Origin of the sequence: Bordetella genomosp. 7 (assembly GCF_002261265.1) — a bacterium.
Classification (GTDB): domain Bacteria; phylum Pseudomonadota; class Gammaproteobacteria; order Burkholderiales; family Burkholderiaceae_B; genus Bordetella_A.
Map to the genome: position 1 here is coordinate 427,047 of NZ_NEVK01000004.1, position 25,069 is coordinate 452,115.

Annotated in this window: 24 protein-coding genes; 14 read left to right on the forward strand and 10 right to left on the reverse strand. The window is 67.3% G+C overall.

All coding sequences use genetic code 11. The features are described from left to right. The first annotated feature begins 52 nt into the window (after nucleotides 1-52). Both CAL19_RS09170 and CAL19_RS09175 read left to right on the forward strand, forming a co-directional pair. The gene (locus CAL19_RS09170) at nucleotides 53-829 is read left to right on the forward strand and encodes an NRDE family protein (RefSeq protein WP_026637943.1); all 777 of its coding nucleotides are present in this window, start codon (nucleotides 53-55) and stop codon (nucleotides 827-829) included. 181 nt (nucleotides 830-1,010) lie between these two features. Then, nucleotides 1,011-1,448, forward strand: coding sequence for a carboxypeptidase-like regulatory domain-containing protein (locus tag CAL19_RS09175; protein ID WP_094796616.1), 438 nt, complete (start codon nucleotides 1,011-1,013; stop codon nucleotides 1,446-1,448). A 65-nt stretch (nucleotides 1,449-1,513) separates the two neighbouring features. Here the strand turns inward: CAL19_RS09175 and CAL19_RS09180 are convergent, their stop codons facing one another. Both CAL19_RS09180 and arfB read right to left on the reverse strand, forming a co-directional pair. Next, nucleotides 1,514-2,209, reverse strand: a complete 696-nt coding sequence (locus CAL19_RS09180; RefSeq protein ID WP_094796617.1) for a DUF2238 domain-containing protein — start codon at nucleotides 2,207-2,209, stop codon at nucleotides 1,514-1,516. A gap of 36 nt (nucleotides 2,210-2,245) precedes the next feature. Beyond that, the gene (gene arfB / locus CAL19_RS09185; RefSeq protein ID WP_026637946.1) at nucleotides 2,246-2,662 is read right to left on the reverse strand and encodes an alternative ribosome rescue aminoacyl-tRNA hydrolase ArfB; all 417 of its coding nucleotides are present in this window, start codon (nucleotides 2,660-2,662) and stop codon (nucleotides 2,246-2,248) included. A gap of 101 nt (nucleotides 2,663-2,763) precedes the next feature. Here arfB and queE point away from each other — a divergent pair, with 101 nt between their 5' ends. Both queE and queD read left to right on the forward strand, forming a co-directional pair. Next, entirely contained in the window at nucleotides 2,764-3,396 is a 633-nt protein-coding gene (queE, locus tag CAL19_RS09190) for a 7-carboxy-7-deazaguanine synthase (protein WP_026637947.1), read from the forward strand. Nucleotides 3,397-3,424: 28 nt separating this feature from the next. Beyond that, nucleotides 3,425-3,868 (forward strand): 6-carboxytetrahydropterin synthase QueD, encoded by a 444-nt coding sequence (gene queD / locus CAL19_RS09195; RefSeq protein ID WP_026637948.1) that lies wholly within the window; start codon nucleotides 3,425-3,427, stop codon nucleotides 3,866-3,868. A 19-nt stretch (nucleotides 3,869-3,887) separates the two neighbouring features. Here the strand turns inward: queD and CAL19_RS09200 are convergent, their stop codons facing one another. After that, nucleotides 3,888-4,973 carry a TRAP transporter substrate-binding protein gene (locus CAL19_RS09200; RefSeq protein WP_094796618.1) on the reverse strand — a complete coding sequence of 362 codons (1,086 nt, stop codon included), beginning with the start codon at nucleotides 4,971-4,973 and terminating at the stop codon, nucleotides 3,888-3,890. A 12-nt stretch (nucleotides 4,974-4,985) separates the two neighbouring features. Then, nucleotides 4,986-5,774, reverse strand: coding sequence for an aldolase (locus tag CAL19_RS09205; RefSeq protein WP_026637950.1), 789 nt, complete (start codon nucleotides 5,772-5,774; stop codon nucleotides 4,986-4,988). A gap of 199 nt (nucleotides 5,775-5,973) precedes the next feature. On the opposite strand from CAL19_RS09205, the gene CAL19_RS09210 reads away from it, so the two are divergent. Then, nucleotides 5,974-6,573: a helix-turn-helix domain-containing protein gene (locus tag CAL19_RS09210; RefSeq protein WP_094796619.1), complete on the forward strand. Its 600-nt coding sequence runs from the start codon at nucleotides 5,974-5,976 to the stop codon at nucleotides 6,571-6,573. Between the two features lie 29 nt (nucleotides 6,574-6,602). On the opposite strand, the gene ypfH is transcribed toward CAL19_RS09210, so the two are convergent. Continuing rightward, nucleotides 6,603-7,301, reverse strand: coding sequence for an esterase (gene ypfH / locus CAL19_RS09215; RefSeq protein WP_094796620.1), 699 nt, complete (start codon nucleotides 7,299-7,301; stop codon nucleotides 6,603-6,605). Between the two features lie 137 nt (nucleotides 7,302-7,438). Here ypfH and imuA point away from each other — a divergent pair, with 137 nt between their 5' ends. Genes imuA through CAL19_RS09230 form a run of 3 tightly spaced genes read left to right on the forward strand, consistent with a single transcriptional unit; the run spans nucleotide 7,439 to nucleotide 12,697 of the window. Next, nucleotides 7,439-8,143 carry a translesion DNA synthesis-associated protein ImuA gene (gene imuA / locus CAL19_RS09220; RefSeq protein WP_094796621.1) on the forward strand — a complete coding sequence of 235 codons (705 nt, stop codon included), beginning with the start codon at nucleotides 7,439-7,441 and terminating at the stop codon, nucleotides 8,141-8,143. Further along, entirely contained in the window at nucleotides 8,073-9,539 is a 1,467-nt protein-coding gene (locus tag CAL19_RS09225; protein WP_094796622.1) for a Y-family DNA polymerase, read from the forward strand. The genes imuA and CAL19_RS09225 overlap by 71 nt, the downstream gene beginning before the upstream one ends. After that, on the forward strand, nucleotides 9,536-12,697 hold the full coding sequence (locus CAL19_RS09230; RefSeq protein ID WP_283162338.1) for an error-prone DNA polymerase: 3,162 nt from the start codon (nucleotides 9,536-9,538) through the stop codon (nucleotides 12,695-12,697). Before CAL19_RS09225 ends, CAL19_RS09230 begins: the two co-directional genes overlap by 4 nt. A gap of 331 nt (nucleotides 12,698-13,028) precedes the next feature. On the opposite strand, the gene CAL19_RS09235 is transcribed toward CAL19_RS09230, so the two are convergent. The 3 genes from CAL19_RS09235 to hmpA all read right to left on the reverse strand — a co-directional run bounded on the left by CAL19_RS09235 (nucleotide 13,029) and on the right by hmpA (nucleotide 16,083). Further along, nucleotides 13,029-14,276, reverse strand: a complete 1,248-nt coding sequence (locus tag CAL19_RS09235; RefSeq protein ID WP_094796623.1) for a D-amino acid dehydrogenase — start codon at nucleotides 14,274-14,276, stop codon at nucleotides 13,029-13,031. Nucleotides 14,277-14,410: 134 nt separating this feature from the next. Next, nucleotides 14,411-14,848, reverse strand: a complete 438-nt coding sequence (locus tag CAL19_RS09240) for an Rrf2 family transcriptional regulator (protein ID WP_026637956.1) — start codon at nucleotides 14,846-14,848, stop codon at nucleotides 14,411-14,413. Between the two features lie 17 nt (nucleotides 14,849-14,865). Beyond that, nucleotides 14,866-16,083, reverse strand: coding sequence for an NO-inducible flavohemoprotein (gene hmpA, locus CAL19_RS09245; protein ID WP_026637957.1), 1,218 nt, complete (start codon nucleotides 16,081-16,083; stop codon nucleotides 14,866-14,868). A gap of 140 nt (nucleotides 16,084-16,223) precedes the next feature. Here hmpA and CAL19_RS09250 point away from each other — a divergent pair, with 140 nt between their 5' ends. After that, a complete protein-coding gene (locus CAL19_RS09250) occupies nucleotides 16,224-16,685 on the forward strand; it encodes a GatB/YqeY domain-containing protein (RefSeq protein WP_026637958.1) in 462 nt (153 codons plus the stop codon). Here CAL19_RS09250 and dinB read toward each other — a convergent pair. Next, nucleotides 16,666-17,784, reverse strand: coding sequence for a DNA polymerase IV (gene dinB / locus CAL19_RS09255; RefSeq protein WP_026637959.1), 1,119 nt, complete (start codon nucleotides 17,782-17,784; stop codon nucleotides 16,666-16,668). The genes CAL19_RS09250 and dinB overlap by 20 nt on opposite strands. Nucleotides 17,785-17,887: 103 nt before the next feature. Between dinB and CAL19_RS09260 the strand changes: the two genes are divergently transcribed. Further along, complete coding sequence (locus tag CAL19_RS09260) at nucleotides 17,888-18,301, forward strand: PaaI family thioesterase (protein WP_026637960.1); 414 nt, start codon at nucleotides 17,888-17,890, stop codon at nucleotides 18,299-18,301. An 18-nt stretch (nucleotides 18,302-18,319) separates the two neighbouring features. On the opposite strand, the gene CAL19_RS09265 is transcribed toward CAL19_RS09260, so the two are convergent. After that, the gene (locus CAL19_RS09265) at nucleotides 18,320-18,769 is read right to left on the reverse strand and encodes a BPTD_2524 family lipoprotein (RefSeq protein WP_038851857.1); all 450 of its coding nucleotides are present in this window, start codon (nucleotides 18,767-18,769) and stop codon (nucleotides 18,320-18,322) included. 141 nt (nucleotides 18,770-18,910) lie between these two features. On the opposite strand from CAL19_RS09265, the gene CAL19_RS09270 reads away from it, so the two are divergent. The 4 genes from CAL19_RS09270 to CAL19_RS09285 all read left to right on the forward strand — a co-directional run bounded on the left by CAL19_RS09270 (nucleotide 18,911) and on the right by CAL19_RS09285 (nucleotide 25,068). Beyond that, nucleotides 18,911-20,782, forward strand: coding sequence for a S9 family peptidase (locus tag CAL19_RS09270; protein WP_094796624.1), 1,872 nt, complete (start codon nucleotides 18,911-18,913; stop codon nucleotides 20,780-20,782). A gap of 112 nt (nucleotides 20,783-20,894) precedes the next feature. Beyond that, nucleotides 20,895-23,522, forward strand: coding sequence for a penicillin-binding protein 1A (locus tag CAL19_RS09275; RefSeq protein WP_094796625.1), 2,628 nt, complete (start codon nucleotides 20,895-20,897; stop codon nucleotides 23,520-23,522). A gap of 194 nt (nucleotides 23,523-23,716) precedes the next feature. Next, nucleotides 23,717-24,889, forward strand: coding sequence for a PepSY-associated TM helix domain-containing protein (locus CAL19_RS09280; RefSeq protein WP_094796626.1), 1,173 nt, complete (start codon nucleotides 23,717-23,719; stop codon nucleotides 24,887-24,889). After that, a complete protein-coding gene (locus CAL19_RS09285; RefSeq protein WP_026637965.1) occupies nucleotides 24,886-25,068 on the forward strand; it encodes a hypothetical protein in 183 nt (60 codons plus the stop codon). The genes CAL19_RS09280 and CAL19_RS09285 overlap by 4 nt, the downstream gene beginning before the upstream one ends. Nucleotide 25,069 lies beyond the last annotated feature (1 nt).

The following is a 25,069-nucleotide window of genomic DNA, read 5'->3' on the forward strand; positions in this document are numbered from 1 at the left end:
CGCGCCGCGGCGCCAGCCGCAACGCAGGCGGGCACCCGACAGGAAACGTGTTATGTGTCTGGCCGTGCTGGCCCTGCATGCCGTCACCGGCATCCCGGTCTTGATCGCCGCCAATCGCGATGAATTCCATGCGCGCCCCACCCAGCCCGCGGCCGCCTGGCCGGCCCGCCCCGTCATCTATGGCGGGCGCGACCTGCGAGCCGGCGGCGCATGGATGGCCGCGAATGAGCGCGGACGCTATGCGCTCGTCACCAACTTCCGCGACCCCGCCAACGTGTTGCCCGACGCGCCGACGCGCGGCGCGCTGGTCGAAGACTATCTGCGCGGCGAGGCTTCGCCCGCCGACTACGCCGCCGCGGTGCACGAGCGCGGCGGCCGGTACAACGGATTCAACCTGATCGTGGGCGATGCGGCCGTCTGCTGGTATGTCAGCAACCGCAATGGCGCGCCACGCCAGTTGACGCCCGGCATCTACGCCGTATCCAACCACCTGCTCGACACCCCGTGGCCCAAGCTGGCGCGCGTCAAGGCCGCCTTCCGGCGTGTACTGCGCGCCACGCCGCAACCCGATCTCGCGGCGTTGTACGACGCCTTGCGCGACGACACGCCGGCCGACGACGCCAGCCTGCCCGACACCGGCATCGGCCTGGCGCGCGAGCGGCTGCTGAGCAGCCCGTTCATCATCAGCCCCGATTACGGCACGCGCGGATCCACGGTGCTGGCGCTGCACGCCGGCGGGCGCGGCGAGCTGCACGAGCGCCGCTACGGCCCCGATGGCCAGCCGCAGGGCGACAGCGACCTGTTGTTCGCGTGGCGCGCCGCCCCGTGACGCGCCGGTCACACGCGCCGTAAACCGCCCGGAAACGGGACACTTGCGGAAACACCGGTTGCAACCTGTGGCGTGACGAACTCGCCGCCCGCAATATCATCTAAATGGTTACGCCCGGCGGGCCGGGCGCCCGCGAGCCCGGCCGCGGCTGGCGCCGGGCCTTTCCTATCGGAGAATGCCCATGAACCCACGCCATACTCCTTCGCGCCTGGCCGCCGCGCTGGCGGCCGGGTGCCTGGCACTGGCCGCCGGATCGGCCGGCGCGCAAACCGCCGGCGTCCTGCCGCCGGTGCAGCAGCAAGGCCAGGTGCAATATCTGACCGGGGGATTCGGTTATGACGAGTCCGAGGCCATCAAGGCCGCCAGCAGCCAGTATCCGCTGGCACTGACATTCGCGTCGTCGCAAGGCGGCGCCTACCTGGCCGACGTGCGGGTCAAGATCACCGACGCGCAAGGCGCCACGGTGCTCGATACCACTGCCAACGGCCCCTATCTGCTGGTGAAGCTGCCGGCCGGGCGCTACCACGTATCGGCCAGCTTCAAGGACGATGAAAAAACCCGGCAGATCTCCGTGCCGCAGAGCGGCACGGCGCGGGCCACATTCACCTGGAATGCCTGACCCGGCAGGCCGGGACGCAAAGCGTCGGCCGGCGCCCGGCGCCCCACGCGGCGCACCGCAGGTCGCTATGCGCCGCGTGCGGACTGGCGCGCTGCCGGCTTGAGGCTGTCGGCCCATTCGCGCGCCAGGTCGCGATGCGCGCGCCAGTTAGCCAACGCGGTCACCAGCATCGCAATGCAGGCGCCTGCGGCGGCCAGGGCCATGTCTTTCTGGGCGTCCCAGATATCGCCCTGGGTACCCAGATAGGCTGTTCCCAGGTCGCCGCCGAACATCACGGCGGCGCCCCATTCGACCAGTTCATAAAGCGCCGAGGTAGACAGCGCCACGTCCAGCGGCAGCAGGTACCCCCAGAAGCCCCGCACCTCGACCACGCGCAGGAAGATTTCGCGGATGGGATAGGCAAACAGCAGGCCATACGAAAAGTGCACCAGGCGGTCGAAATGGTTGCGCTGCCAGCCAAGCGCCTCGTTCAGGCTGTGCCCGGTCAGGGCGCGCCACCAGTCGTCGTAGGGCACCAGCGAATAGGTGTAGTGCGAGCCGACGGCATGCAGGCACATGAACAGGAAGATCAAGGTGTACGACACGCGCGAAAACGCGAACCAGCGCCGCGTGAACACCAGCGCCGCCCCAAACAGCAGCACCAGCGCGTTTTCCAGCAGCCATGCCGGACGGTCATGCGGATCAATGGCCAGTATCAGCCACCATATCGCGTACAGCGTGGCCAGCAGGCAAAGATAGGCGTGGCGAGGGGGCGCTTTCATGTGTGGGTGTCGTGATTGGGCAAATGGGGCCGCGCTTCAGTCATCGCTGATCTTGCCCCGCAGGCGCTTGATCTCGCCGCGCAGCACTTTGCGCTGCACCCGGCGGCGCTGCGAGGCGCGCGTGGGCCGGGTGGGATGGCGCGGCTTGGCCGGCCGGGCGGCCAGCCGCACCATATCGGCCAGCCGCTCGAGCGCCTCGGCGCGGTTCTTTTCCTGGCTGCGGGAGCTCTGCGCCTTGATCACGATGACGCCTTCGCCGGACACCCGGCGGTCGGGCAGCGCGCACAGCGCTTCCTTGATGTGCGCCGGCAGGCCGGATGCGCGCACATCGAAGCGCAGATGGACGGCGCTGGATACCTTGTTGACGTTCTGGCCGCCGGCGCCCTGCGCGCGGATCATGCCGAACTCGATATCGCGTTCGTCCAGGTACAGGTCATCTTGAACGTGGTACATGGCAGGCCGTCAGTCTACGCCAGCCAGCCCGCCGCCGCGACTGGCGCCGTGCCGCTAAAATGGCGGTTTGGACAGGGCCGGCCATGTGCCGCCTGCATGGCATGACATACTCCACCAAAGAAATCTTCAAGACACTGCAGGGCGAAGGCGCCCAGGCAGGCCGCGCCGCAGTATTCTGCCGCTTTGCCGGCTGCAACCTGTGGTCGGGGCGCGAATCCGACCGTGCGGCGGCGGCCTGCACGTTCTGCGACACCGACTTCGTGGGCACCGACGGCCCGGGCGGCGGCAAGTTCGCCAGCGCGGCCCTGCTGGCCGACGCAATCGCCGCGGCATGGGGGCCGGATACGCGCGACCGCTACGTGGTGTTCACGGGCGGCGAACCCCTGCTGCAGCTCGACGCCCCCTTGCTGCACGAAGTGCACGCCCGCGGCTTTACCGTGGCCATTGAAACCAACGGCACGCTGCCCGCGCCCGACGGCGTCGACTGGATCTGTGTCAGCCCCAAGGGCAGCGCGGAAGTGGTGATCGAACGCGGGCACGAGCTCAAGCTGGTCTATCCGCAACCCGACGCGCGGCCCGAAGCGTTTGCGCACCTGGACTTCCAGCATTTTTTCCTGCAGCCCATGGATGGCCCCCGGCGCGCGGCCCACACCGAGCAGGCGGTGCAGTATTGCCTGCAGCACCCTCAATGGCGGCTCAGCCTGCAAACCCACAAATACATAGGCATTCCATGAACTGTTCACGTGCCTGGCGGAGCCACGCATGATCTCGGTGACCCGCAAACTCGAATTCGACGCCGGCCACCGCATTCCCGACCATCGCAGCCAGTGCCGAAACCTGCACGGGCATCGCTATGTTCTTGAAATCACGTTGCAGGGCGACGTGGTCGATGCGCCCGGCCAGTCCGACAACGGCATGCTGATGGATTTCTCGGAAATCAAGGCCATCGCCAAGCGTCATATCGTCGACCCCTGGGACCACGCGTTCCTGGTCTATCGCGGCGACACGGCGGTGCGCGAGTTTCTCGACAGCCTGCCCGGCCACAAGACCGTGGTGCTCGACTGCATACCCACGGCCGAAAACCTGGCGCAGGTGGTTTTCGCCACCCTGGCGCCGCACTATCACAGCCACTATGGCGCGCAACTGCGCCTGGCGCGCGTACGCCTGTACGAGACCCCCAACTGCTGGGCCGACTGCACGGGCTAGCGGCCAGGCGACCTGCTCGCTATAGGCCCTGCTGGCGGGTCGCCATCAGGTAGTTCTCGGCGGCGCCGTCGTTGACGCTGGCCCACAGCAGCTGGTCATTGCGGAAGGCTCGCCACGAAGCCAGCACTTTCGCAAAGGCAGGATTCTTGCCGGCGTATTCCTCCAGCACCTCGCGCGTGGCGCGCTGCATGGCGTGCATGACCTCGGGCGGCCACGACTTCAGCTTGACGCCCTGCCCCACCAGGCGCTTGAGCGCCCCGATATTGTTGGCGTCGTATTTGGCGAGGAGGTCATCGGCCGCGAGTGCGCTGGCCGCACGCAGGGCCTCCTGGTAGCGGGGCGGGAGCCTGGCCCAGCTGTCGCGGTTGACGGTGACGCACAGATTGGCGCCCAGCTCCATGACGCCGGGGCCGTAGTAATACTGGGCCACCTTGGCAAAGCCCAGCTTCTCGTCATCGTAGGGGCCCACGAATTCCACGGCATCGAGCGCGCCTTTCTCCAGGGCGGGGTAGATATCGCTGCCGGCCACCTGCTGTGGAATGGCGCCCAGCTTCTGGTACACCATGCTGAGCAGCCCGGGCGTACGGATTCGCAAGCCCTTGAAATCGGCGGGAGTGTTGATTTCCTTGCGGAACCAGCCGCCCATCTGCGCGCCCGTGTTGCCGCACGGAATCGCCAGGGCGTTGAAGCCGGCATACAGCTCATCGATCAACTGCGCGCCGCCGCCATACAGCAGCCACGCATTGTGCTGACGCGGGGTCAACCCGAACGGCACGCCCGTGTCGAACACCAGCGCAGGCTCTTTGCCCACGTAATAAAAACCCGCCGTGTGGCCGCATTCGGTGGTGCCATTCTGCACCGCATCCAGCACCTGCAGCGGCGGCACCAGTTCTCCCGCCGAAAACGGCCGGATGCTGAACTTGCCATCGGTCAGCGCAGCCACGCGCGCGCACAGGAACTCCGCCGCTCCCCACACGGTATCGAGCGATCGCGGAAAGCTGCTGGGCATGCGCCACTGGATCACGGGCGCATCCTGCGCCACTGCCGGCGCAGCCAGCGCGGCGCCACCGGCGCCGGCGAGAGTCAGAAAACGACGTCGTTGCATGGCACGGATTCCTTAATCGATGCAATCGGGCGCCTCGCGCAGGGCGCGGCGGGCGAAATAGGCGAACGTCAGGCCCAGGATCTTGGGCTTGACCAGGAAATCATGGGCCTCGCGAGCGCGTTCGGCGGGCACCGGCTTGACCGGCCCTATTGCGCGGGCCCGCAATTGCAACGCCGCCACTTGCTCCAGCCACAAGGCCATCACCGTGGCCTCTTCGATTGACTTGCCGGCGGTCAGCATGCCGTGGTTGGCCAGCAGAATGGCGCGCTTGTCGCCCAACGCGGTCGAAATGATCTGGCCCTCGTCGTCACCGATGGGCAGGCCCGGCCATTCGGCCAGGTAGGCGCAATCATCGAAGAAAGGCGTGGCGTCCATGTGCGCTACCACCAGCGGCTCGCCCACCATCGACAGCGCAGACACCGCGGGTGGATGCGTATGCACAATGCACTGCACGTCGGGCCGGTGCCGGTAGATCCACGCGTGAAAGCGGTTGGCGGGGTTGGGCAGCGACTTGCCGTCCAGCGGGTTGATGTCTTCATCGATGAGGATCAACTCGCTGGCGCGGGCCTCGTCGGCGCCCAGGCCGAACGGCAAGGTCCAGATGGTGCCCGGCTGGTCGCCGCGCGCGGTGATCTGGCCGGCCAAGCCACCGTGCCAATGGCCTTGCGCGGCCAGCATGCGGCAGGCCAGCGCCATTTTCTGGGCGGAGGTCCAGTCGGCCTGCTGGGTCGCGCGTTCTTCGATCTCGCGATCGACACGGCGGCGCAGCGCGTCCTTGTCTTGGGAAGCGTAATCAGACATCAATCATCATCCTGGTAAATGCCGGCTGGCGCGAAGGCCTGCCTGATGTAGTTTTTGTGGTTGCCTTTTAGGCAACTTGTTGTCTAACGTACAAACAATTGCCTGATTCCTCAACAAGGGGAAACCCGCAGGGCGCCCCTGCCACACAATCACAAAAGTGGCATCATGCAGCCTTCGCCGTCCTGACTGCCCTTCATCCATGCCGCCGAAACGCCGCACACTCGCCGCCGCCACCGCCCCCGATGCCCAGCAGGTGGGATTGCGGATACGGGCGATGCGCCGCCAGCGCAAGTTGACACTGGCGGGGTTGTCCGAACTGACCCAGCTCGACAAAGGCTTCCTGTCGCGCCTGGAGCGCGGCGAGAAATTCGCGTCGGTGGGGTCGTTGCACACCGTGGCGGTGGTCCTGGGTACGTCGCTGTCGGCGCTGCTGGGCGAAACCGATCCGCAGGATGAAATCCACGTCGTGCGCGCCGACGAACGGCACAGGGTGGCGACGGCGCCCGGCGATCCGGGCGAGCACGCCTACGAAGCCATTACGATGGGCGCGCCCAACAGCGGTCTGTCGGTAATGGTGGTGCAGGTAGGCACGCATGGCCAACAGAGCGTGGCGCGCCACAACGGAGACGAACTGATCTTCGTGCTGGAAGGCCGGGTGCGGGTGCATTTCGGCGAACATACCGTCGTGCTCGAACGCGACGACAGCGTGCGCTTTCCGGGATACCTGCCCCACAGCCTGAGCGCCGAGGGCCGCAAGACCGCCCGTGCGCTGGTCATCATCGCCAGCGGCCAGGCCTGAAGCCGCGGCGGCCGGAAGGCGGGAACAAGCTAATGCAGGGTCGTGCCCTGGGGCGGTGTCTGGGACAGACCCAGGGCCGCTTCCCAGCTGCGCAGCGGCACACAGGTTTGCAGGCGTTCAATGGCCCGTTGCACCAGGGCCGGATGCAACGAGTGGCCGACGCGGCTGGCAACGTCTATCGTGGCATCGCCATGCAGCGCCTGCAGCCGCGCCTGCGCGGCCTGCGTATGCCCCACGGCCATCACCGGATCATCGGCGCCATGCAGCAGGTGGATGGTGGTGTATTGCGGCGCTGCCTTGGGCAGCTGGGCATACCGGCCGGAAAACGCCAACACGCGCCCGGCCAACCCATCGTGGGCCTGCACGGCTTCGAGCGCCATGATCGCGCCTTGTGAAAACCCCGCCAGTGCGGTGTCGGATTGCAGCAGGCCGAACCGCGCCTGCGCCCCGCGAACGTAATCGACCAGGGCCGGCATGGCACGGGCCACGCGTTCGGGGCGGTTGTCGTCGGTGACGCCGCTGACCGAGAACCACTGCCGGCCGGCAGCGGCGCCGTCATAGGGTTCGAAGCCGGCCGGGACCAGGATCGCGGCCTGCGGGAACGCCCCGCGCAGGGCCTGCGCCAGCGGCTGCATGTCCTGGGGCGTGCCCCCCACGCCGTGCAGCAGGATGAACAACTGCCTGATATCGGCGGCAGGCAGGGATTCGTAGGCGTCGGCGTGGGACATGAGAGGAACGGGGCGCGGCTGTGGATGTGGCGTTGGATCATTGTAGACCTGGGGGCACGACGGTGATGCGGCGCGAATAGGCCAGCCCACTTCCTCGGACAAATACTGTATATTTGTACAGTAAATACGTTTTTGCCATGCAGCCCGAACACATCCACCCCGCCCTGTGGCGCGCCACGCAATTGGCGCGCAGCGCCGCCCGCGGCGTGCCCACCGGCCATGCCGCACTGTCTGCGCAGTTGCCCGCGGGCGGGTGGCCGCAGGGCGCGCTGGTCGAACTGCTGGCCCCCCATCCCGGCATTGGCGAAATCCGCCTGTTGCAGCCGGCGCTGGCCCAACTCGACCGCCGCCATGTCATCGCGCTGGTGCAGCCTCCTCATGTCCCGCATCTGGCCTGCTGGCAAGGCTGGCGGCTGGATCCCCGGCAACTGCTCTGGGTGGCGCCCGAACGTCCTGCCGACGCCCTGTGGGCTGCCGAGCAAATCCTGAAACACGGCACTTGCGGGGCCTTGATGTGCTGGCTGCCCCGGGCGCGGCCCGAGGCATTGCGCCGGCTGCACCTGGCGGCCCAGGGCCACGACACGCTGTGCTTCATCCTGCGTCCGGCTACGGCGGCCCAGCAGGCTTCGCCTGCGCCGCTGCGCCTGGCCCTGGCCCCCGCCCCCGGCGGGCTGTCGGTTCATATCCTGAAGCGGCGCGGGCCGGCCTGCGCCGAACCCCTGCATATCGTTTTCGAGCCCGCTTCGGCGCCGGCTTACGCCCCCACTCGCCATGCCCCTCTGGATCGCCGTCTTCCTGCGCTGCCTGCCGCTGGACGCCGCACGCCCTCAGTGGTCTCCTGATGCGGCGTTTGCGGTGCTGGACCACGAACGCATCGCCGCCCTGACGCCGGCAGCGGCCGCCGCCGGGTTGCGGGCCGGCATGCGCCGCGCGGGCGCGGCCGCCATGGCGCCCGATATTCCGCTGCTGGATCGCGATGCGCCTGCCGAAAACACGCTGCTGCACGAAGCCTCGCTGGCCCTGCTGCAGTACACGCCCGACATCGCCCTGGCCGGCCCGGATACCGTGTTGCTGCAAGTGGGCGCCAGCCTGACGTATTTCGGCGGGCCGCGCGCCCTGCACCGGCGCGTGGCCGCCACCTTGCGCGCCATGAGCCTGCATGCCCGGCTGGGCATGGCCCCTACCGCCCAGGGCGCCTGGCTGCTGGCACACCACGCGGCGGCCCGCACACCGCGCCGGGCATTGCAGGCGGCAACCCTGGCGCGGCGCCTCGATGCCCTGCCCTGCGCCCTGCTGCCGGGCGCCAGGCCCCGCCTGGAATGGCTGGGCGACCTGGGCTGCCATACGCTGGGCGCCTTGCGCCGCCTGCCCCGCGCCGGTCTGCAGCGGCGCTGCGGTACCACGCTCACCCAAGAGCTCGATGCCGCCTACGGCACGCAACCCGAATGCCACGCCTGGATCCAGCCGCCCGCGCGCTTCCGGCAACGGCTGGAACTGCCCGATTATCTCCAGCACGCCGACGCCCTGCTGGCCTGGACGCGCCGCCTGCTCGAACCCCTGTGCGGCTGGCTGGCTGCACGGCGGCGCGCCGTGCAGCACCTGAACCTGATCCTCGAACACGAACGCGGCCGGCACGCCCGGGCCCCTACCGAATTGCCCCTGAGCCTGGCCCAGCCGGCATGGCAACAGTCGCACCTGCTGGATCTGCTGCGCGAAAAACTCGACCGCCTGCAACTCCAGGCCCCGGTCATCGCCCTGGTGCTCAGCGTGACCGACACCGTGGAACAGCCCGCCGCCAGCGCCTGCCTGTTTCCCGAACCCGGCGGCACTCCCGCCGAACATGCCCGGCTGATCGACCTGCTCAGCGCCCGGCTGGGCCGCCATCGGGTATTGCATGCCCAGCCCGTGGCCGATCATCGCCCTGAAGTCGCCAACGGCTGGCAAGCCGCGCAAGACGGCCCGGCCGGCATGGCCGCCCATCCCGGGCCGCTGGACCGGCCCTTCTGGCTGCTTGATCCGCCCCTGCAACTGACAGAAGCGGGACATCGTCCCGTTTATGCCGGACAGGCCTTGCGACTGGTGCGCGGCCCCGAGCGCATCGAAAGCGGCTGGTGGGACGCGCCCCTGACGGTGCGCGACTACTTCGTGGCCGAAGATGCCGCCACAGTGCGCTACTGGATCTACCGCGAGCGCGATACCGAGCACGCGCGCTGGTTTCTGCACGGACGCTACGCATGATGCAGTCTGCCTTGCCCGGCCTGCTGCCGGCCTATGCCGAATTGCAGTGCCTGTCGAATTTTTCTTTCCTGCAAGGCGCCTCGCATCCCGGCGAGCTGGTGGAACAGGCCGCGCAGCTGGGCTACGCCGCGCTGGCCATCACCGACGAGTGCTCGCTGGCGGGCGTGGTGCGGGCGCACGTGGCGGCCAAGGCATGCAACCTGTCGCTCATCATCGGCAGCACCCTGGTCTTGCAGCAAGGCCCCGATACGCCGCCATTGACGCTGGTACTGCTGGCGCAGAACCGTGAAGGCTACGGCAACCTGTCCGAACTGATCACCTGGGCGCGCTCGCGCGCGCCCAAGGGCGAATACCGCCTGTATGCCGATGACATCGCCGCACCCGCGCCCGCCCACGCACACCTGCGCGGCATGCCCGATTGCCTGGCCATCCTGGCGCCGCCGGCCGGCATCGATGCCGACACCCTGGCCGCGCAGGCCTGCTGGGTGGCGCGGCATTTCGCCGGCCGCGCGTGGGTGGGCCTGACCCTGCTGCACCACGCCCGCGACGACCTGCATCGCGCGGCCGTGCAGCACGCCGCACAGGCCAGCGGGCTGCCGGTGGTGGCCGTGGGTTGCGTGCAGATGCACCTGCGCTCACGCAAGCCGCTGCACGATACCCTGGCAGCCATACGCACCCGGCGCAGCGTGGCGCAATGCGGCTACAGCCTGCAGGCCAACGCCGAACAGCACTTGCGCACCCGCCTGCGGCTCGCGTCGCTGTACCCGCCCGAAACCCTGGCCCAGACCCTGGCCATCGCGCAACGCTGCGCCTTTTCGCTTGATCAGCTGCGTTACGAATATCCCGATGAAATCGTGCCCCCCGGCGCCACGCCCGCAAGCTATCTGCGCCAGGAAGTCTATGCGGGCATGCGCCGCCGCTACCCGGGCGAGGTTCCCGCCACCGTGGTGGCGCTGGTCGAAAAAGAACTGGCCTTGATTTCCGAACTGAAGTACGAACCCTACTTCCTCACGGTGTACGACATCGTGCAATATGCGCGTCGCAACAACATCCTGTGCCAGGGGCGCGGCTCGGCCGCCAATTCGGCGGTGTGCTATTGCCTGGACATTACCGCGGTGCCGCCAGACAAAAGCCAGGCGCTGTTCGAACGCTTCATCAGCAAAGAACGCAACGAGCCGCCTGATATCGATGTGGACTTCGAACACCAGCGGCGCGAAGAAGTCATTCAATACATCTACACAAAATACGGGCGGCACCGCGCCGCGCTGACGGGCGTGGTGATTTCATACCGCCCGCGCAGCGTGCTGCGCGATACCGGCCGCGCGCTGGGCATCGACCCAGGCATCATCGACGCGGTGGCGCGCGCGCACCAATGGTGGGACGGCAAGCATGCCATGCTGAACACGCTGGGCAATTGCGGGCTGGATCCGGCATCGCGCGAGGCGCGGCATTGGGCCGCGCTGGCCGAGACGCTGATGGGCTTTCCCCGCCACCTGTCGCAGCACCCCGGTGGCTTTGTCATCGCGCGCGACAACCTGGCCCGCCTGGTGCCCATCGAAAACGCCGCCATGCCCGACCGCAGCGTCGTGCAATGGGACAAGGACGACCTCGACGCCCTGGGCCTGCTCAAGGTCGACATCCTGGCGCTGGGCATGCTGTCTGTCCTGCATCGCGCCCTGGACCTGGCCGCCCGGCGGCGCGGCCAGCCCCTGGCGCTGCAGGATATTCCGCAAGACGACCCGGCCACCTACGACATGATCTGCGCCGCCGACACCGTGGGCGTTTTCCAGATCGAATCGCGTGCGCAAATGAGCATGCTGCCGCGCCTGCAGCCGCGCGAATACTACGACCTGGTGGTGCAGGTGGCCATCGTGCGGCCGGGGCCGATACAGGGCGGCATGGTGCATCCGTACTTGCGCCGGCGCCAGAAGCAGGAACGCGTGACCTATCCCAGCAAGGCCGTGGAAACCGTGCTGTCGCGCACGCTGGGCGTACCGATCTTCCAGGAACAGGTCATGCAGATCGCCATGGTGGCGGCCGATTTCACTCCAGGCGAAGCCGACGAACTGCGGCGTTCGATGGCAGCCTGGAAACGCAAGGGCGGCATCGACCGCTTCAACAAGAAGCTGGTGCAGGGTTTGCTCAAGAACGGCTACAGCATGGCATTCGCCGAGGCCATCATCCGCCAGATCGAAGGGTTCGGCGAATATGGTTTCCCCGAAAGCCACGCGGCCAGTTTCGCCCTGCTGGCCTACGCGAGCTCCTGGCTCAAGTGTCACGAGCCGGAGGCGTTCCTGGCCGCCTTGCTCAATTCGCAGCCCATGGGGTTTTATGCGCCCGCGCAACTGGTGCAGGATGCCCGCCGGCACGGCGTCACCGTGCTGCCCGCAGACGTCTCATCCAGCGGCTGGGAAGCCGGCCTGGAAGGCCTGCCCGACGCGCCAGGCCGTCCGGCTGTGCGCCTGGGCCTGAACCAGGTGCAGGGGCTTGCGGAAGCCGCCGCACGGCGTATTGAGCAGGCGCGCGCGCAAGCGCCGTTTTCGGACACGCGCGACCTGGGCCGCCGCGCGGCGCTGACGCGGCGTGATCTGGATGCGCTGGCCGCGGCCGATGCGTTGAACAGCCTGGCCGGCCACCGCCGCCTGGCCAGTTGGGAAGCCAGCGCCAGCGTGGCCCATCGCGATTTGCTGCGCGATGCGGATAGCGCCGATACCGATGCGCCCGTGTTGCCCGACCCTACCGAGGGGCAATCGGTTTCGGCTGACTATCGCAGCCTGCGCCTGACGCTGCGCAGCCATCCGCTGGCGTTGCTGCGGTCTCGTCTGGGAGCGTTGCGATTCGAGCCCGCCGAGGTGCTCAATACCTATCCCGACCGGCGCCTGGCGCGGGCCTGCGGGCTGGTTACGGTGCGCCAGCGGCCTCAGACGGCCAAGGGAACGATTTTCGTGACGCTGGAAGACGAAACCGGGCCCGTCAATGTGGTGGTGCGCACGGAGCTTATCGAGCGCCAGCGCCGCGAATTGCTGGGGGCGACGCTGCTTGGGGTGTACGGAGTGTGGCAGAACGTCGGCGGCGTGCGGCACCTGATCGCACGGCGGCTGGTGGATTTATCGGGGTTGCTGGGAAATCTGCAGGCGCGGAGCCGGAATTTTCATTGATCCGGTCTTTGGGATTCTTTCCGGGCGCGGGAAATTTTCAGGGCGATGAAGTGGATGGTTGCCGGGGGGTGCGTTTTCTTGGGCCGTCCTGCCCGGTTTGCGCGGGCGGGCGGTGCACGTGCGTCGGGCTCGGGTGCATACAGGCACCCTCGGCCGGCTGCGCCGGCTGCCCCGCCGCCCAACGCACCGCCCGCCCGCGCAAACCGGACAGGACTATGCCTGGATTCAACGAAGCGTCAGCGTTCCCGTTGTATCGCCCCTTCGTGGCAACCCGTGGACGCGCACGGCAAGGCGACTCAAGAACTCAAAGCATCTACAGCAAGCCGCCCGCCTACGGCCGAAACGGCAGCGCATCGATAGGCAGTTCCAGCCCCGACATCTGCGCGGTCAGCAGCGCCGCGCTGCCGCACGCCAGCGTAAAGCCCAGTGCGCCATGGCCGATGTTCAGCCACAGATTGTCGGCCACCCGCGCGGCGCCGATTTGCGGCTTGCCGGTGGGCGTGGCCGGACGCAAGCCGGCCCACGCTTCGGCCTTGCTCAAGTCCAGGTTCGGGAAAATCTCGTGCACCTGCCGCTTGAGCAGGGCAATGCGCGCGGGATCGATATCGGCGTCGGCACTGCCTATGTCTACCATCGCGGCGATGCGCAGCACGCCACCGACGCGCGCATAGACGATGCGCCGCTCGTAATCGGTGACGCTGATGGCCAGCGCGGTGGTGTCGCCCGGTTCCAGCGGCACGGTCAGGCTATAGCCCTTCAGCGGATACAGCGGCAAGTCCTGGCCCAGCGGCTTGATGAGCGCGCGCGCGCCCATGCCGGCCGCCAGCACCACGGCGTCGGCGGCTATGTCGCCCGTTGCGGTTTCCACCGCCACGATCTTGCGGCCTTCGCGCCGCAACCGGTGCACGGGGCTGGCCATGCGGCATTCGGCATTGCCCAACGCCTGCAGGCGCTTGAACAGGCCTTCGGTGAACTGGCGGCAATCGCCTGCTTCTTCGCTCGGCGTATATACCGCCCCCGCCAGGCTTGCTCCCAGCCCGGCCAGGGCGGGTTCGAGTTCCAGTGTTTCTACCGCATCCAGGACGCGCTGCTCGGCGCCCAGCGAAGCCTGGTAGGCCACGAGCTTGCGGGCCTTTTCGAGCAGTTCAGGGCTGCGGTAGGCAATCAGCTTGCCGTTGCGCACGTGGCCGAAATCCAGATTTTCTTCGGCCAGCAACCGGTGCAGCACGTCACGGCTCAGGTACGACAGCGATTGCAGTTGCGCCGTGGAAACCTGCGCCACCGACGCGCGGCACGCCAGCGCGAAGCGCAGGCTCCACAGCCATTGGTGAGGGTCCAGGCGCGGCCGGAAGCGCAACGGCGAATCGGCCCGCAGCAGCCACGCCGGCACATTGGGCAACACGCCGGGGCCCGCCAGTGGCGCCACATAGCTGTAGCTGAGCTGCCCGCCGTTGGCATAGCTGGACACCGTCGCCGGATTGGCGCGGCTGTCGACCAGGACAACCTCGTGACCCTGCCGGGCAAGAAAATAGGCCGAGGTGACTCCCACCACCCCGGCGCCGATTACGCAGATTTTCATGGCAAACCTTGAACAATCATTCCAAGGTCATTGTGGGACGCGGGGGCGCGTGGCACAAATGCCAATGCGGCGGGCACCCATAACCTAAGGTTTGCTCCGCGAAAAACGCGGGAAATTCCGCCATGGCAGGCCGTTCAGGCCGCCCGGTACAACTGCACAATGGCCTCGCCGGTGGGCGCGCGCACCAGATCTGCCAGGGTGTGCCGGTTCAGCGTGTCGAAAAAGACCTGCAGGCCGTCGGCCAACAGGCCCGACAAGCGGCACATGCCATTGAGCGCGCAAGGGGGCTGCGCGCAGTTGATGAGCTGGCCCTGGCGCTCGAGTGTGTGCACCAGGTCGCCCAGGCGGTACGCCGTGGGCGGGTGGGCCAGCCGCAAGCCGCCGCCCTTGCCCCGCGTGGTGGCCACCCAGCCCTGCTGGCCCAGGAAGTGCACCACCTTGACCATATGATTGCGCGATACCGCGAAACGCTCGGCGATCTCGGGAATCGTCACGGGCGTCTCGCGCGCCCCCGCCTGCGTCAGGTACATCAGTACGCGCAGGCCGAAGTCGGTGTATCGGGTCAGTTGCATGGGGCCAGACTATACCGCTATGCGCCCGGCCCGCCCGTGCCGAATACTTCGGCATGGATGCGCTGGGGCGGCACGCCCAGTTCAGACAGCGCGCGGCGCTGTTCGTCCATGAACGGCAGCGGCCCGCACAAGTAGTAATCGGCGTCCGGCAGCACCGCCACATCGCGTATGGCGTGCAGATCGACCCGGCCGGAATAGTCGTAATCGATGCCGGGCTGGTCTTCGGCGCCCACCGTTTCGTAGTAAACGATCTTGCGCACGTTGGGCCGCTCTTGCGCCACGGCGTTGACGTGCTGTTTCATGGCATGCACCGAGCGGTCGCGGCAAGCATGCACGAAACGGATCTGGCGGCCGTCGTCGCGCGCCACCAGGTGGTTCAGCATCGACACCATGGGAGTCAGCCCCACGCCGCCGCTGAGCAGCACCACGGGCGCGGCGCGCTGGTCGTCGAGCGTGAAATCGCCCTGCGGCGGCGCCAGGTCGAGCACATCGCCTTCGTTGATGTGGTTATGCAAAACGTTCGATACGCTGCCGGCGGGCGCCCCGCCCCGGCCGCCTTCGCGCTTGACGGAGATGCGCAGGCGGCCCTGGCCCGGCGCGTCGGACAGGCTGTATTGGCGCGGCTGCATCAACCCCAGTTCGGGCACATAGACCCGTAGCGAGATGTACTGGCCCGGCAGGTATCCGGGCACCGGGCCGCCGTCGGCGGGCGCCAGGTAAAACGAGGTGATCTCGGCACTTTCGGGCACCTTGCGTTCCACCCGGAAGGCGCGCCAGCCCGTCCAGCCGCCCTCTTTGCTGGCCGACTGCGCATACAGGCGCGCTTCTTCGGCGATCAGCAGGTCGGCCAATTGGCCGTAGGCGGCCGCCCAGGCGGCGACGAGTTCGTCCGTGGCGGCCTCGCCCAGCACTTCGCGGATGGACGCCAGCAAGTGCTTGCCCACAATGGCGTAGTGCTCGGGGCGTATGCCCAGGCTGACATGCTTGTGCACGATGCGCGTGATGACCGGCGCCAGCACCGACGGATCGTCAATGTGTTCCGCGTAGGCAGCCACGGCCGCCGCCAACGCCTGCTGCTGCTGCCCGCCTTCCTGGTGGCCCTGGTTGAAAACCTGCTTCAGTTCCGGGTTGTGCTGGAACATGCGCGCATAGAAATGGCAGGTAAGCGCCTCGCCATGGGTTTTCAGAACAGGCGCCGTGGACTTCACCAGCGTGCGGACTTCCTGGCTCAACATGTGTACTGCTCCTTTCACGATAAAACTTGAACATGTATTTATTCTACATGTTTAAGCGACCGCTCGCCGTGCCCGTTTGCGCAGCGCCCGCGCGCCCGGTTAAAACATGGGTTCAGCCGTATCCCATTAAAGGTATTTTCATGAGCAGCAACTCGCTCAAGACCCGCTTGTCCGATGCCATCAAAGACGCCATGCGCGCGCGCGACTCGCAGCGCCTTGCTACCCTGAGGTTCCTGTCCGCCGCCATCAAGCAGAAAGAAGTCGACGACCGCCACGAACTGAGCGATGCCGACATCACGGCCGTCATCGAAAAACAGGTCAAGCAGCGACGCGAATCCATCACGGCATACGAAAAAGCCGGCCGCCTGGAAACCGCCGCCCAGGAAACCGCCGAACTCGATGTGCTGCGCGAATTCCTGCCGCAGGCCGCCACCCCGGAAGAAATCGACGCGGCCATCAGCGCCGCGCTGGCAGCGGTGGCCGCGCAAGGCGTCAGCGGCGGCCCGGCCATGGGCAAGGTCATGGCCATCCTGAAACCCGCCCTTGCCGGCCGCGCCGACATGACGCTGGTATCTCAGCAGGTCAAGCAGCGCCTGGTGTAGTAGCGGGCGCAGGCGCCTCGTGGCCGAACAGGTCCAGCCGGGCCTGGCGGCCCGGCACGGCGCCCTCGTCGAAATTGCTCATCCCCACGCCGGCCAGCCTGTAGCGCGTGGCGGGCGGCAGATCCACCCGCGTGCACAACTGGCGCGCCGCCTCGGCCAGCATGGCCGCCGATTCCACGGGCCGCGCCAGCGTCAGCGTGCGCGTCAGGATGCGGAAGCGGTCTGTCTTGAGCTTGAGCACCACGGTGCGTCCGATAGCCCCCTTGCGCGTGCCCTGCTCCCATACCTTGGCCGCCAGGCGCGCAAGCGTTTCGTCCAGCGCGTCCAGCCGCAAATCGGTGGCAAAGGTGGTTTCCGCCGAAATCTGCTGCAACGGCGCATCCGGCTGCACCGGGCGCGTGTCCACGCCGCGCGACAGCTCGTGCAGCCGCAACCCATAGCGGCCGAAATGATGCTCCAGCTCTGCCGCGCTGAAACGCGCCAGGTCGCCCACCGTCTGCACGCCCAGCGCCGCCAGGCGCGACTGCATCACCTTGCCCACCCCGGGCACCTTGCGCACCGGCAAGGGCTGCAGAAACGCAAGCACCTGCGAGGGCTTGATGACGAACAGGCCATCGGGCTTGTTCCAATCGGACGCGATCTTGGCCAGGAACTTGTTGGGCGCCACCCCGGCCGAAGCGGTCAACTGCGTGGCCTGCCGGATTTCATGCCGGATCGCGCGCGCGACATCGGTGGCCGACGCCAGGCCCTGCTTGTTGGCGGTGACGTCCAGATACGCCTCGTCGAGCGACAATGGCTCGACCAGGTCGGTATGGCGCATGAAAATCTGCCGCACCTGGCGCGACACGTCGCGGTATCGGTTGAAATCGGGCGGCACATAAAGCGCCTGCGGGCACAGGCGCTGCGCGCGGGCCACCGACATCGCCGAATGCACGCCGTAGCGGCGCGCCTCGTAAGAAGCCGCACAGACCACCGAGCGCGGCCCTTCCCAGGCCACCACTACCGGCAGCCCGCGCAGCGACGGGTTATCGCGCTGTTCGACAGACGCGTAGAACGCGTCCATGTCGATGTGTACGATCTTGCGCATGGGCGAAGGCATGACAGGCAACTTGCAGTACGAAGGCCGCGGGCGCACCGGCGCAACGGCGAAAATCGGCATATTATGACGCGCTGTCAAGCACTACCTGGAAGCTGCCGTACCCATGACCACGCCCGCGACGACCGACTATTTTGGCCTGACCATCCCGCTGATGAGCCTGCTGGGCCTGGTGCCCGAGCGCGTGGGGCCCGACCAGGCCCGCACCGTCCTGCCCTGGCGCGCCGACCTGACCAACAGCCGGGGCGACATCCATGGCGGCACCATGATGGCGGTGCTGGACTTCACGCTGAGCGCTGCGGCGCGGGGCGGCGAGCCCGGCCTGGGCATGGCCACGATAGACATGACCACCAGTTTCATGGCGCCCGGCACCACCGATCTTGTCATTGAAGCGCGTTGCCTGCGGCGCGGCGCGTCGATCGCCTTTTGCGAGGGCGAAGTGCGCGGCGCCGACGGCGAACTGGTGGCCAAGGCCTCGGCCACTTTCAAGATCATCAGGCGCCGTCCGGGCGGCGATTGAACGGCGCGCCGCAGGCGCCTAGCGCGGCTGCGGCAGGGGCGCGTTGTCCTGGGGACGCGGATCGCCCGGCATGTACGCCACACAAGACGGCAATCCGTAGATGATGGCTTCGCGCATGGCGCGCACGGCGTCCTCGTTCCAGATGCCGCGGCCCCACATGGCAATGTCCACCTTCGACTGGCGCTCGCCGGTGGCGGCGATCTGCACGCGGGTCACGTCATCGCCGGTGAAAGGCGCCTCGACGCGCACCAGTGCGGTTCGCGCGGTGTCATCGATCTGGCCGTGCACGGTGTACGCCCCGGTGCCCTGCAGGCAGCGCCGGGCCTGCGCCGTCGCGGCCTGGTACGCATCGCGATAACTGGATTGCACGGAAAGGCTGTCATGCAGCCCGCCGCCGCTGGAAAGACCGGTGGAGCAGCCCGCCAGCCCCAGCGCGGCCACGGCCGCCGCCATTGCAACTCTGATCATGTCGACTCCCTGAAGTGGCTGCGATTATCCCGCAATCCGCGCGCCGCCGGCCAGCGGGCCGCCCGCGGCGGGTTCGACCACGCCGCGGCGCCTGTGGCATGATCGACAGATCGCGCCGGCCATCCGGCCCAGGAGACCGCCTTGCCCCATGCCTTGCCCCCGGCTGCCCAGCCGCCCCGCCAGTACCCCCTGAAAGACTTCTTTCGCAACCCGGACCGCGGCTACTTCCGCCTGGCCGACGACGGCCGGATGCTGGGGTTCATGCAACCCGTCGCGGTGGACGGGCACCCTGCCCGCATGAACATCTTCGTCCAGCCGCTGCAGGACGGCCGCCCCACCGGCGAGCCGCGTCGCCTGACTGGCGAAACGGCGCGCGACGTCAGCGACTTCTTCTGGAAGGGCAACGACACGGTGCTGTACCAGAAAGATTTCGGCGGCGACGAGAACTTCCACGTGCTGGCCGTCGATGCGCAAACCGGCTCGGTACGCGACCTGACGCCGTATGAGGGCGTGCGGGCGGGCATCGAAGACGACCTGCCCGACGACCCTCGCCACGTGCTCATCAGTCACAACCAGCGCGATCCGCAGGTGTTTGACGTCTACCGGGTCGACGTGCAGACGGGGGCTGCGGTGCTGGTGGCGCAGAACCCGGGCAACGTGGTGGGCTGGCAAACCGACCACGCCGGCAGGGTGCGCGCCGCGCTTGCCAGCGATGGCCTGGACACGACGCTACTGTATCGCGACGATGAAGCCGAGCCGCTGCGCCCGCTGATCACGACCGATTACCGCACCAGCGTCACGCCGCTGTTTTTCACCTTCGACGACCGGGGCTTTTATGCCTTGAGCAACCGCGGGCGGGACAAGCTTGCCCTGGTCATCATAGACCCTGCGCGTCCCGACCAGGAAGAACTGGTATACGCCACGGACGAAGTCGACCTGGACGCGGCCATGTACTCGCGCAAGCGCCGCGTGCTGACCCTGGCCGCCTACCAGACCGACAAACCGCGCCGCCACTACTTCGACGACCAGACCCAGTCGCTGTACCGACAGCTCGAAAGCCTGCTGCCCGGCTACGACGTCGCCCTGCAAGGCTGGAACCGCGACGAAGACACCTATATCGTCGCGGCCTATAACGACCGCACACCGGGTTCACGCTACCTGTTCCGCGCAGGCACGGACGCGCTGCACAGGCTCGCCGAGATCAACCCCGCCATACCCGAGGCCGACATGTCGCCGGTGCGGCCCGTGCGTTACACCAGCCGCGACGGCCTGGAAATACACGGCTACCTGACCCTGCCCGCCGGCCGCCCGGCGCGCGGCCTGCCCTGCATTGTCAACCCGCACGGCGGCCCCTGGGCGCGCGACGGATGGGGCTACAACCCCGAAGTACAATTCCTTGCCAATCGCGGCTTCTGCGTGCTGCAGATCAACTTCCGCGGCTCTACCGGCTATGGCCGCCGCTTCTGGGAAGCCGGCTTCGGGCAATGGGGCCTGGCCATGCAGGACGACATCACCGACGGCGTGCACTGGCTCATCGGGCAAGGCATTGCCGATCCGGCGCGCATCGGCATCTATGGCGGCAGCTACGGCGGGTATGCGGCGCTGGCCGGCGTGGCGTTCACGCCCGAGGTGTACGCCGCGGCGGTCGACTATGTCGGCGTGTCCAATCTGTTCACCTTCATGAACACCATTCCGCCGTACTGGAAACCGCTGCTGGCCAAGATGTACGACATGGTGGGCCATCCCGAGCGCGATCGCGAACGCCTGGCGGCCACGTCTCCCGCGTTGCACGTCGAGCGCATCCGCGCGCCGCTGCTGATCGCCCAGGGGGCCCAGGACCCGCGCGTCAACAAGGCCGAAAGCGACCAGGTGGTCCAGGCATTGCGGTCGCGCGGCGTCGAGGTCCAGTATCTGGTCAAAGACAACGAAGGGCACGGATTTCACAATGACGAAAACAAGTTCGAGTTCTACGCCGCCATGGAGGCGTTTTTTGTAGAACACCTGCAACCATAATGCACAACCTGGGCGGCGCGGCCGGCATGGCCACGCCGCTCTGCCATCTTTAGTTACGAAACCTAATGGGCCCTTGATGGGTCTATCCGGTTCTGGCCTAGAATCGGCAGCAATGAATACCCCTGAAAATCGTCCTTCCTCCCCCCGCCGGGGCTTGAAAAAGTTCACGCATCGACGCTTCCTGGCCAAGGCCGCCGTGGCTGTCGCCGGGCTGGGGCTATGCGGCGCGCTGCTGCTGGGCCTGGCTATCGGGCTTACCTGGCCCAACCTGCCCGCGCTGCATGCCATGACCGACTACCGGCCCAGCGTGCCGCTGCGCATCTACACGGCCGACGGCGTGCTCATCGGCGAATTCGGCGAAGAACACCGCAACGTGGTGCGCTTCGAAGAAATCCCGCTCGTCATGAAGCAGGCCATCCTGGCCGCCGAAGACGACGACTTCTACGAGCACCGCGGCATCGACTGGATGGGCATGCTGCGCGCGGGCCTGGCCAACGTGGTCAGCATGTCCAAGTCGCAGGGCGCCAGCACCATCACCATGCAGGTGGCGCGCAACTTCTACCTGTCGTCCGAAAAAACCTACCTGCGCAAGTTCTACGAACTGCTGCTGACCTTCAAGATCGAATCCGAGCTCACCAAGGACCAGATCCTTGAGCTCTATATGAACCAGATCTACCTGGGCCACCGGGCGTATGGGTTTGCCGCGGCCTCGCGCACCTATTTCGGCAAGCCGCTGTCCGAGGTCACCGCCGCCGAGGCCGCGCTGCTGGCGGGCGTTCCCAAGGCGCCGTCGCGCTCGAACCCCATCACCAACCTCGAACGCGCCAAGATCCGCCAGCACTACGTGCTGGGCCGCATGCAGGCGCTGGGATACCTGACGCCCGAACAGACGCAGGCCGCGCTTGCGCAACCGCTGCTGATACGCGGCAGCGAGGGCGCGCAGGCCAACGGCTTCACGGTGCATGGCGAGTACCCGGCCGAACTGGTGCGCCAGATCATGTATGGCATGTTCCAGGATGAAACCTACACGCTGGGCCTGGATGTCTACACCACCATCGACTCGAAAGCCCAGCAGGCTGCCTACGAAGCGGTGCGTGCCGGCGTGCTGGACTACACCCGGCGCGCGCCCTACCCGGGCCCCGAAGACCAGATCGACCTGCCCGACGGCATCGAACAAGACCGCCAGGCATTCGAAGAAATCCTCGACAGCGTACAGGAAGACACCCCCGACAGCGGCGACCTGCTGGCCGGCGTGGTGCTGTCGGCCAGCCCCACTGAAGTCACCGTCGCGCGCAGCGCCACCGAGATCGTCACGATTTCCGACAAGAAAGCCCTGGCGGTCGTTGCCCGGGCGCTCAACCCCAAGGCCGACGCCGACCGGCAGATCCGCCGCGGCTCCGTCGTCTATGTCCGCCGTCAGGGCGACACTTGGGAAATCATCAACATGCCGGCCCTGCAGGCCGCGCTGGTGTCGATGTCGCCGCAAGACGGCGCCATACGCGCCATGGTCGGCGGCTTCGACTTCTACCGCGGCTCGTTCAACCGCGCCACCCAGGCGTTCCGGCAGCCCGGCTCCACCATCAAGCCCTTTGTCTACGCGGCGGCGCTCGAGCGCGGCATGACCCCGGCCACCCAGGTATCCGACATGCCATTCGAGCTCACTGTCGAACAGACCGGCTCGCGGCCCTGGACGCCCAAGAACGACGGCAACCGCTACGAACCCATGCAGACCCTGCGCGAAGGGCTGTACCGGTCGAAGAACATGGTGTCGATACGCATTCTGCAGGCCATCACGCCGGAATACGCGCAGGACTACCTGACCCGCTTCGGCTTCCAGAAAGAGCGCTGGCCGGCCGTGCTGCCGCTGGCCCTGGGCGCCGGCGGCGCCACGCCGCTGCAGATGGCAAGCGCCTACAGCATATTCGCCAACGGCGGGTACCGCGTGCCCCCCTACCTGATCGACCGCGTCACCGACCGAGCCGGCAAGGTGCTGATGCAGGCGCAGCCGGTGGCCGCCGGCGACGAGGCAGCCCGGGCCATCGATCCCCGCACCGCATGGATCATGGACGACATGCTGCGCGATGTCGCATCCATCGGCACGGGCGCCCGGGCCAAGCGCACGCTCAAGCGTTCCGACCTGGGCGGCAAGACCGGCACCACCAATGACGCGGTGGATGTCTGGTTCAGCGGCTATACGCCCACGCTCAGCACCACCGTGTGGATGGGTTTCGACCAGCCGCGGTCGCTGGGCAGCAACGCATTCGGCAGCGGCCTGGCCCTGTCCACCTGGCTCGACTACACGAAACCGGTACTGCAAGATGTGCCCGAGCAGCCGCAGCGCCCCCTGCCGGGCGGCCTTATCGTGCACAACGGCGAATACTACTTTTCCGAGTTCCCGCCCGGGCAGGCAGTGGCGGCGCTGGACCTGTCCACGGGCGATGAGCTCACGGATTTCCTGAACAACATGCGCCCGGCCGACAATGCGCCCACACAGGTGCGGCCACTCAACCCGGCGCCGCCCGCCGGCCCGTCGCCTGGTCCGGCTTCCATTCCGGTGCCGGCGCCGCCGCCCGCCTACACCCCCCAGGTGGGCCAGGCGGACGCTCCGGCCATGCCCGCCGCGGCACCGCCGCGCAGCGGCCCCGCGCCCATCGTGACCATCCCCGTTCCTTCCGCCACGGGCCCGGCCAGCGCGCGGCCCATCCAGTCGCCAGGGTCGGTCGAATTGCGTCCGCTTTGAGTTCGGCGGCCGGGCGCCCGCGGCCCGGCCTGGCGCGGCCCGGCCCAGAGCGGCCCGGCCCAGCGCCCTTGCCCGGCACGTGCACGCACGTGCTTTTTTTGTCTGCAGCGGCGTTTTAATGACGCACTAATGATGAGAATAGATATTGTTCATGATATCGTTCAGGTTTCTTCACGCTCACGGACGCGCGCTCCATGACCACCGCGACCACCGTCAAGGCCTGGTACCTGATACACAAATGGACCAGCCTGGTCTGTACCCTATTTCTGCTGGTCATCTGCCTGACCGGCCTGCCGCTGATCTTCCACCACGAAATCGAGCACCTGTTCGATGAGGGCAAGCCGGTGGCCGAGCTGCCGGCAGACGCGCCACGCGCCAGCCTGGACCGCATCGTGGCGCAGGCCAGGGCGCTCTACCCGGACGAATACGTGGACTACGTCTATATCGACGACCACGAACCCCAGGCGTATGTGGGCATGGTGCCCGAACTGGGCAAGGCCGTCGAAAAAGGCCACGCCGTGCGCGTGGACCTGCGCACCACCGACGTGCTGCACGATGGCCCGCCTTATGCCGAAGACCGCTTTTCATTCATGGGCATCATGCTGGCGCTGCACGTCGACCTGTTCGCGGGGCTGGCCGGGGAACTGTTCCTGGGGTTCATGGGGTTGCTGTTCGTCGTGGCCATCGTATCGGGCGTGGTGCTGTATGGCCCGTTCATGAAAAAGCTGGAATTCGGCACCGTGCGCGCCGCACGTTCCACCCGCCTGAAATGGCTGGACCTGCATAACCTGCTGGGCATCGTCACCCTGGTCTGGGCATTCGTGGTCGGCCTCACTGGCGTCATCAACGAGCTTTCCACGCCGCTGTTCCGCCTGTGGCAATCCACCGAACTGCCCCGCATCCTGGCGCCGTACCAGGGCCGCCCCGTGCCCACGGCGCTGGCATCGGTGCAACAGGCCGCCGACACCGCCATGAAGGCCCTGCCCGACCGCGAAGTCTCGTTCATTGCGTATCCCGGCAACGCCTTCGGCAGCCCTCACCATTACATCGTCTGGCTGCGCGGCAATACGCCGCTGACTTCCAAGCTGAACAGTCCGGTGCTGGTTGACGGCGTCACCGGCGAACTCAGCGCGGTGGCCCGCATGCCCTGGTACCTGACTGCCCTGGAAATCTCGCGCCCGCTGCACTTCGGCGACTACGGCGGCATGCCCCTGAAGATTCTGTGGACGCTGCTCGACCTGGTCACCATCGTGGTGCTGGGCAGCGGCCTGTACCTGTGGGTTGCACGCCGCAGGGCCACCGACGCCCGCGTCGCCGAGCTCGTGCGGCGCCACCGGCAGGCGACGCCGCAACGGAGCCCCGCATGACCCCGCGCCGGCGTTTCTGGTTCATCTGGGGCGTGCCCATCGCATTGGGCGTGCTCAGCGTATTCGGCCTGCTGGCGGCGCTGCTGGGCACCGGCGCATGGCATTGGGCTTCTTGGGTGTCGCTGAGCATTCTGCTGCTCGTCATTGCCCGCTACTGGTGGTTTCCGTCGCCGCGCTGAG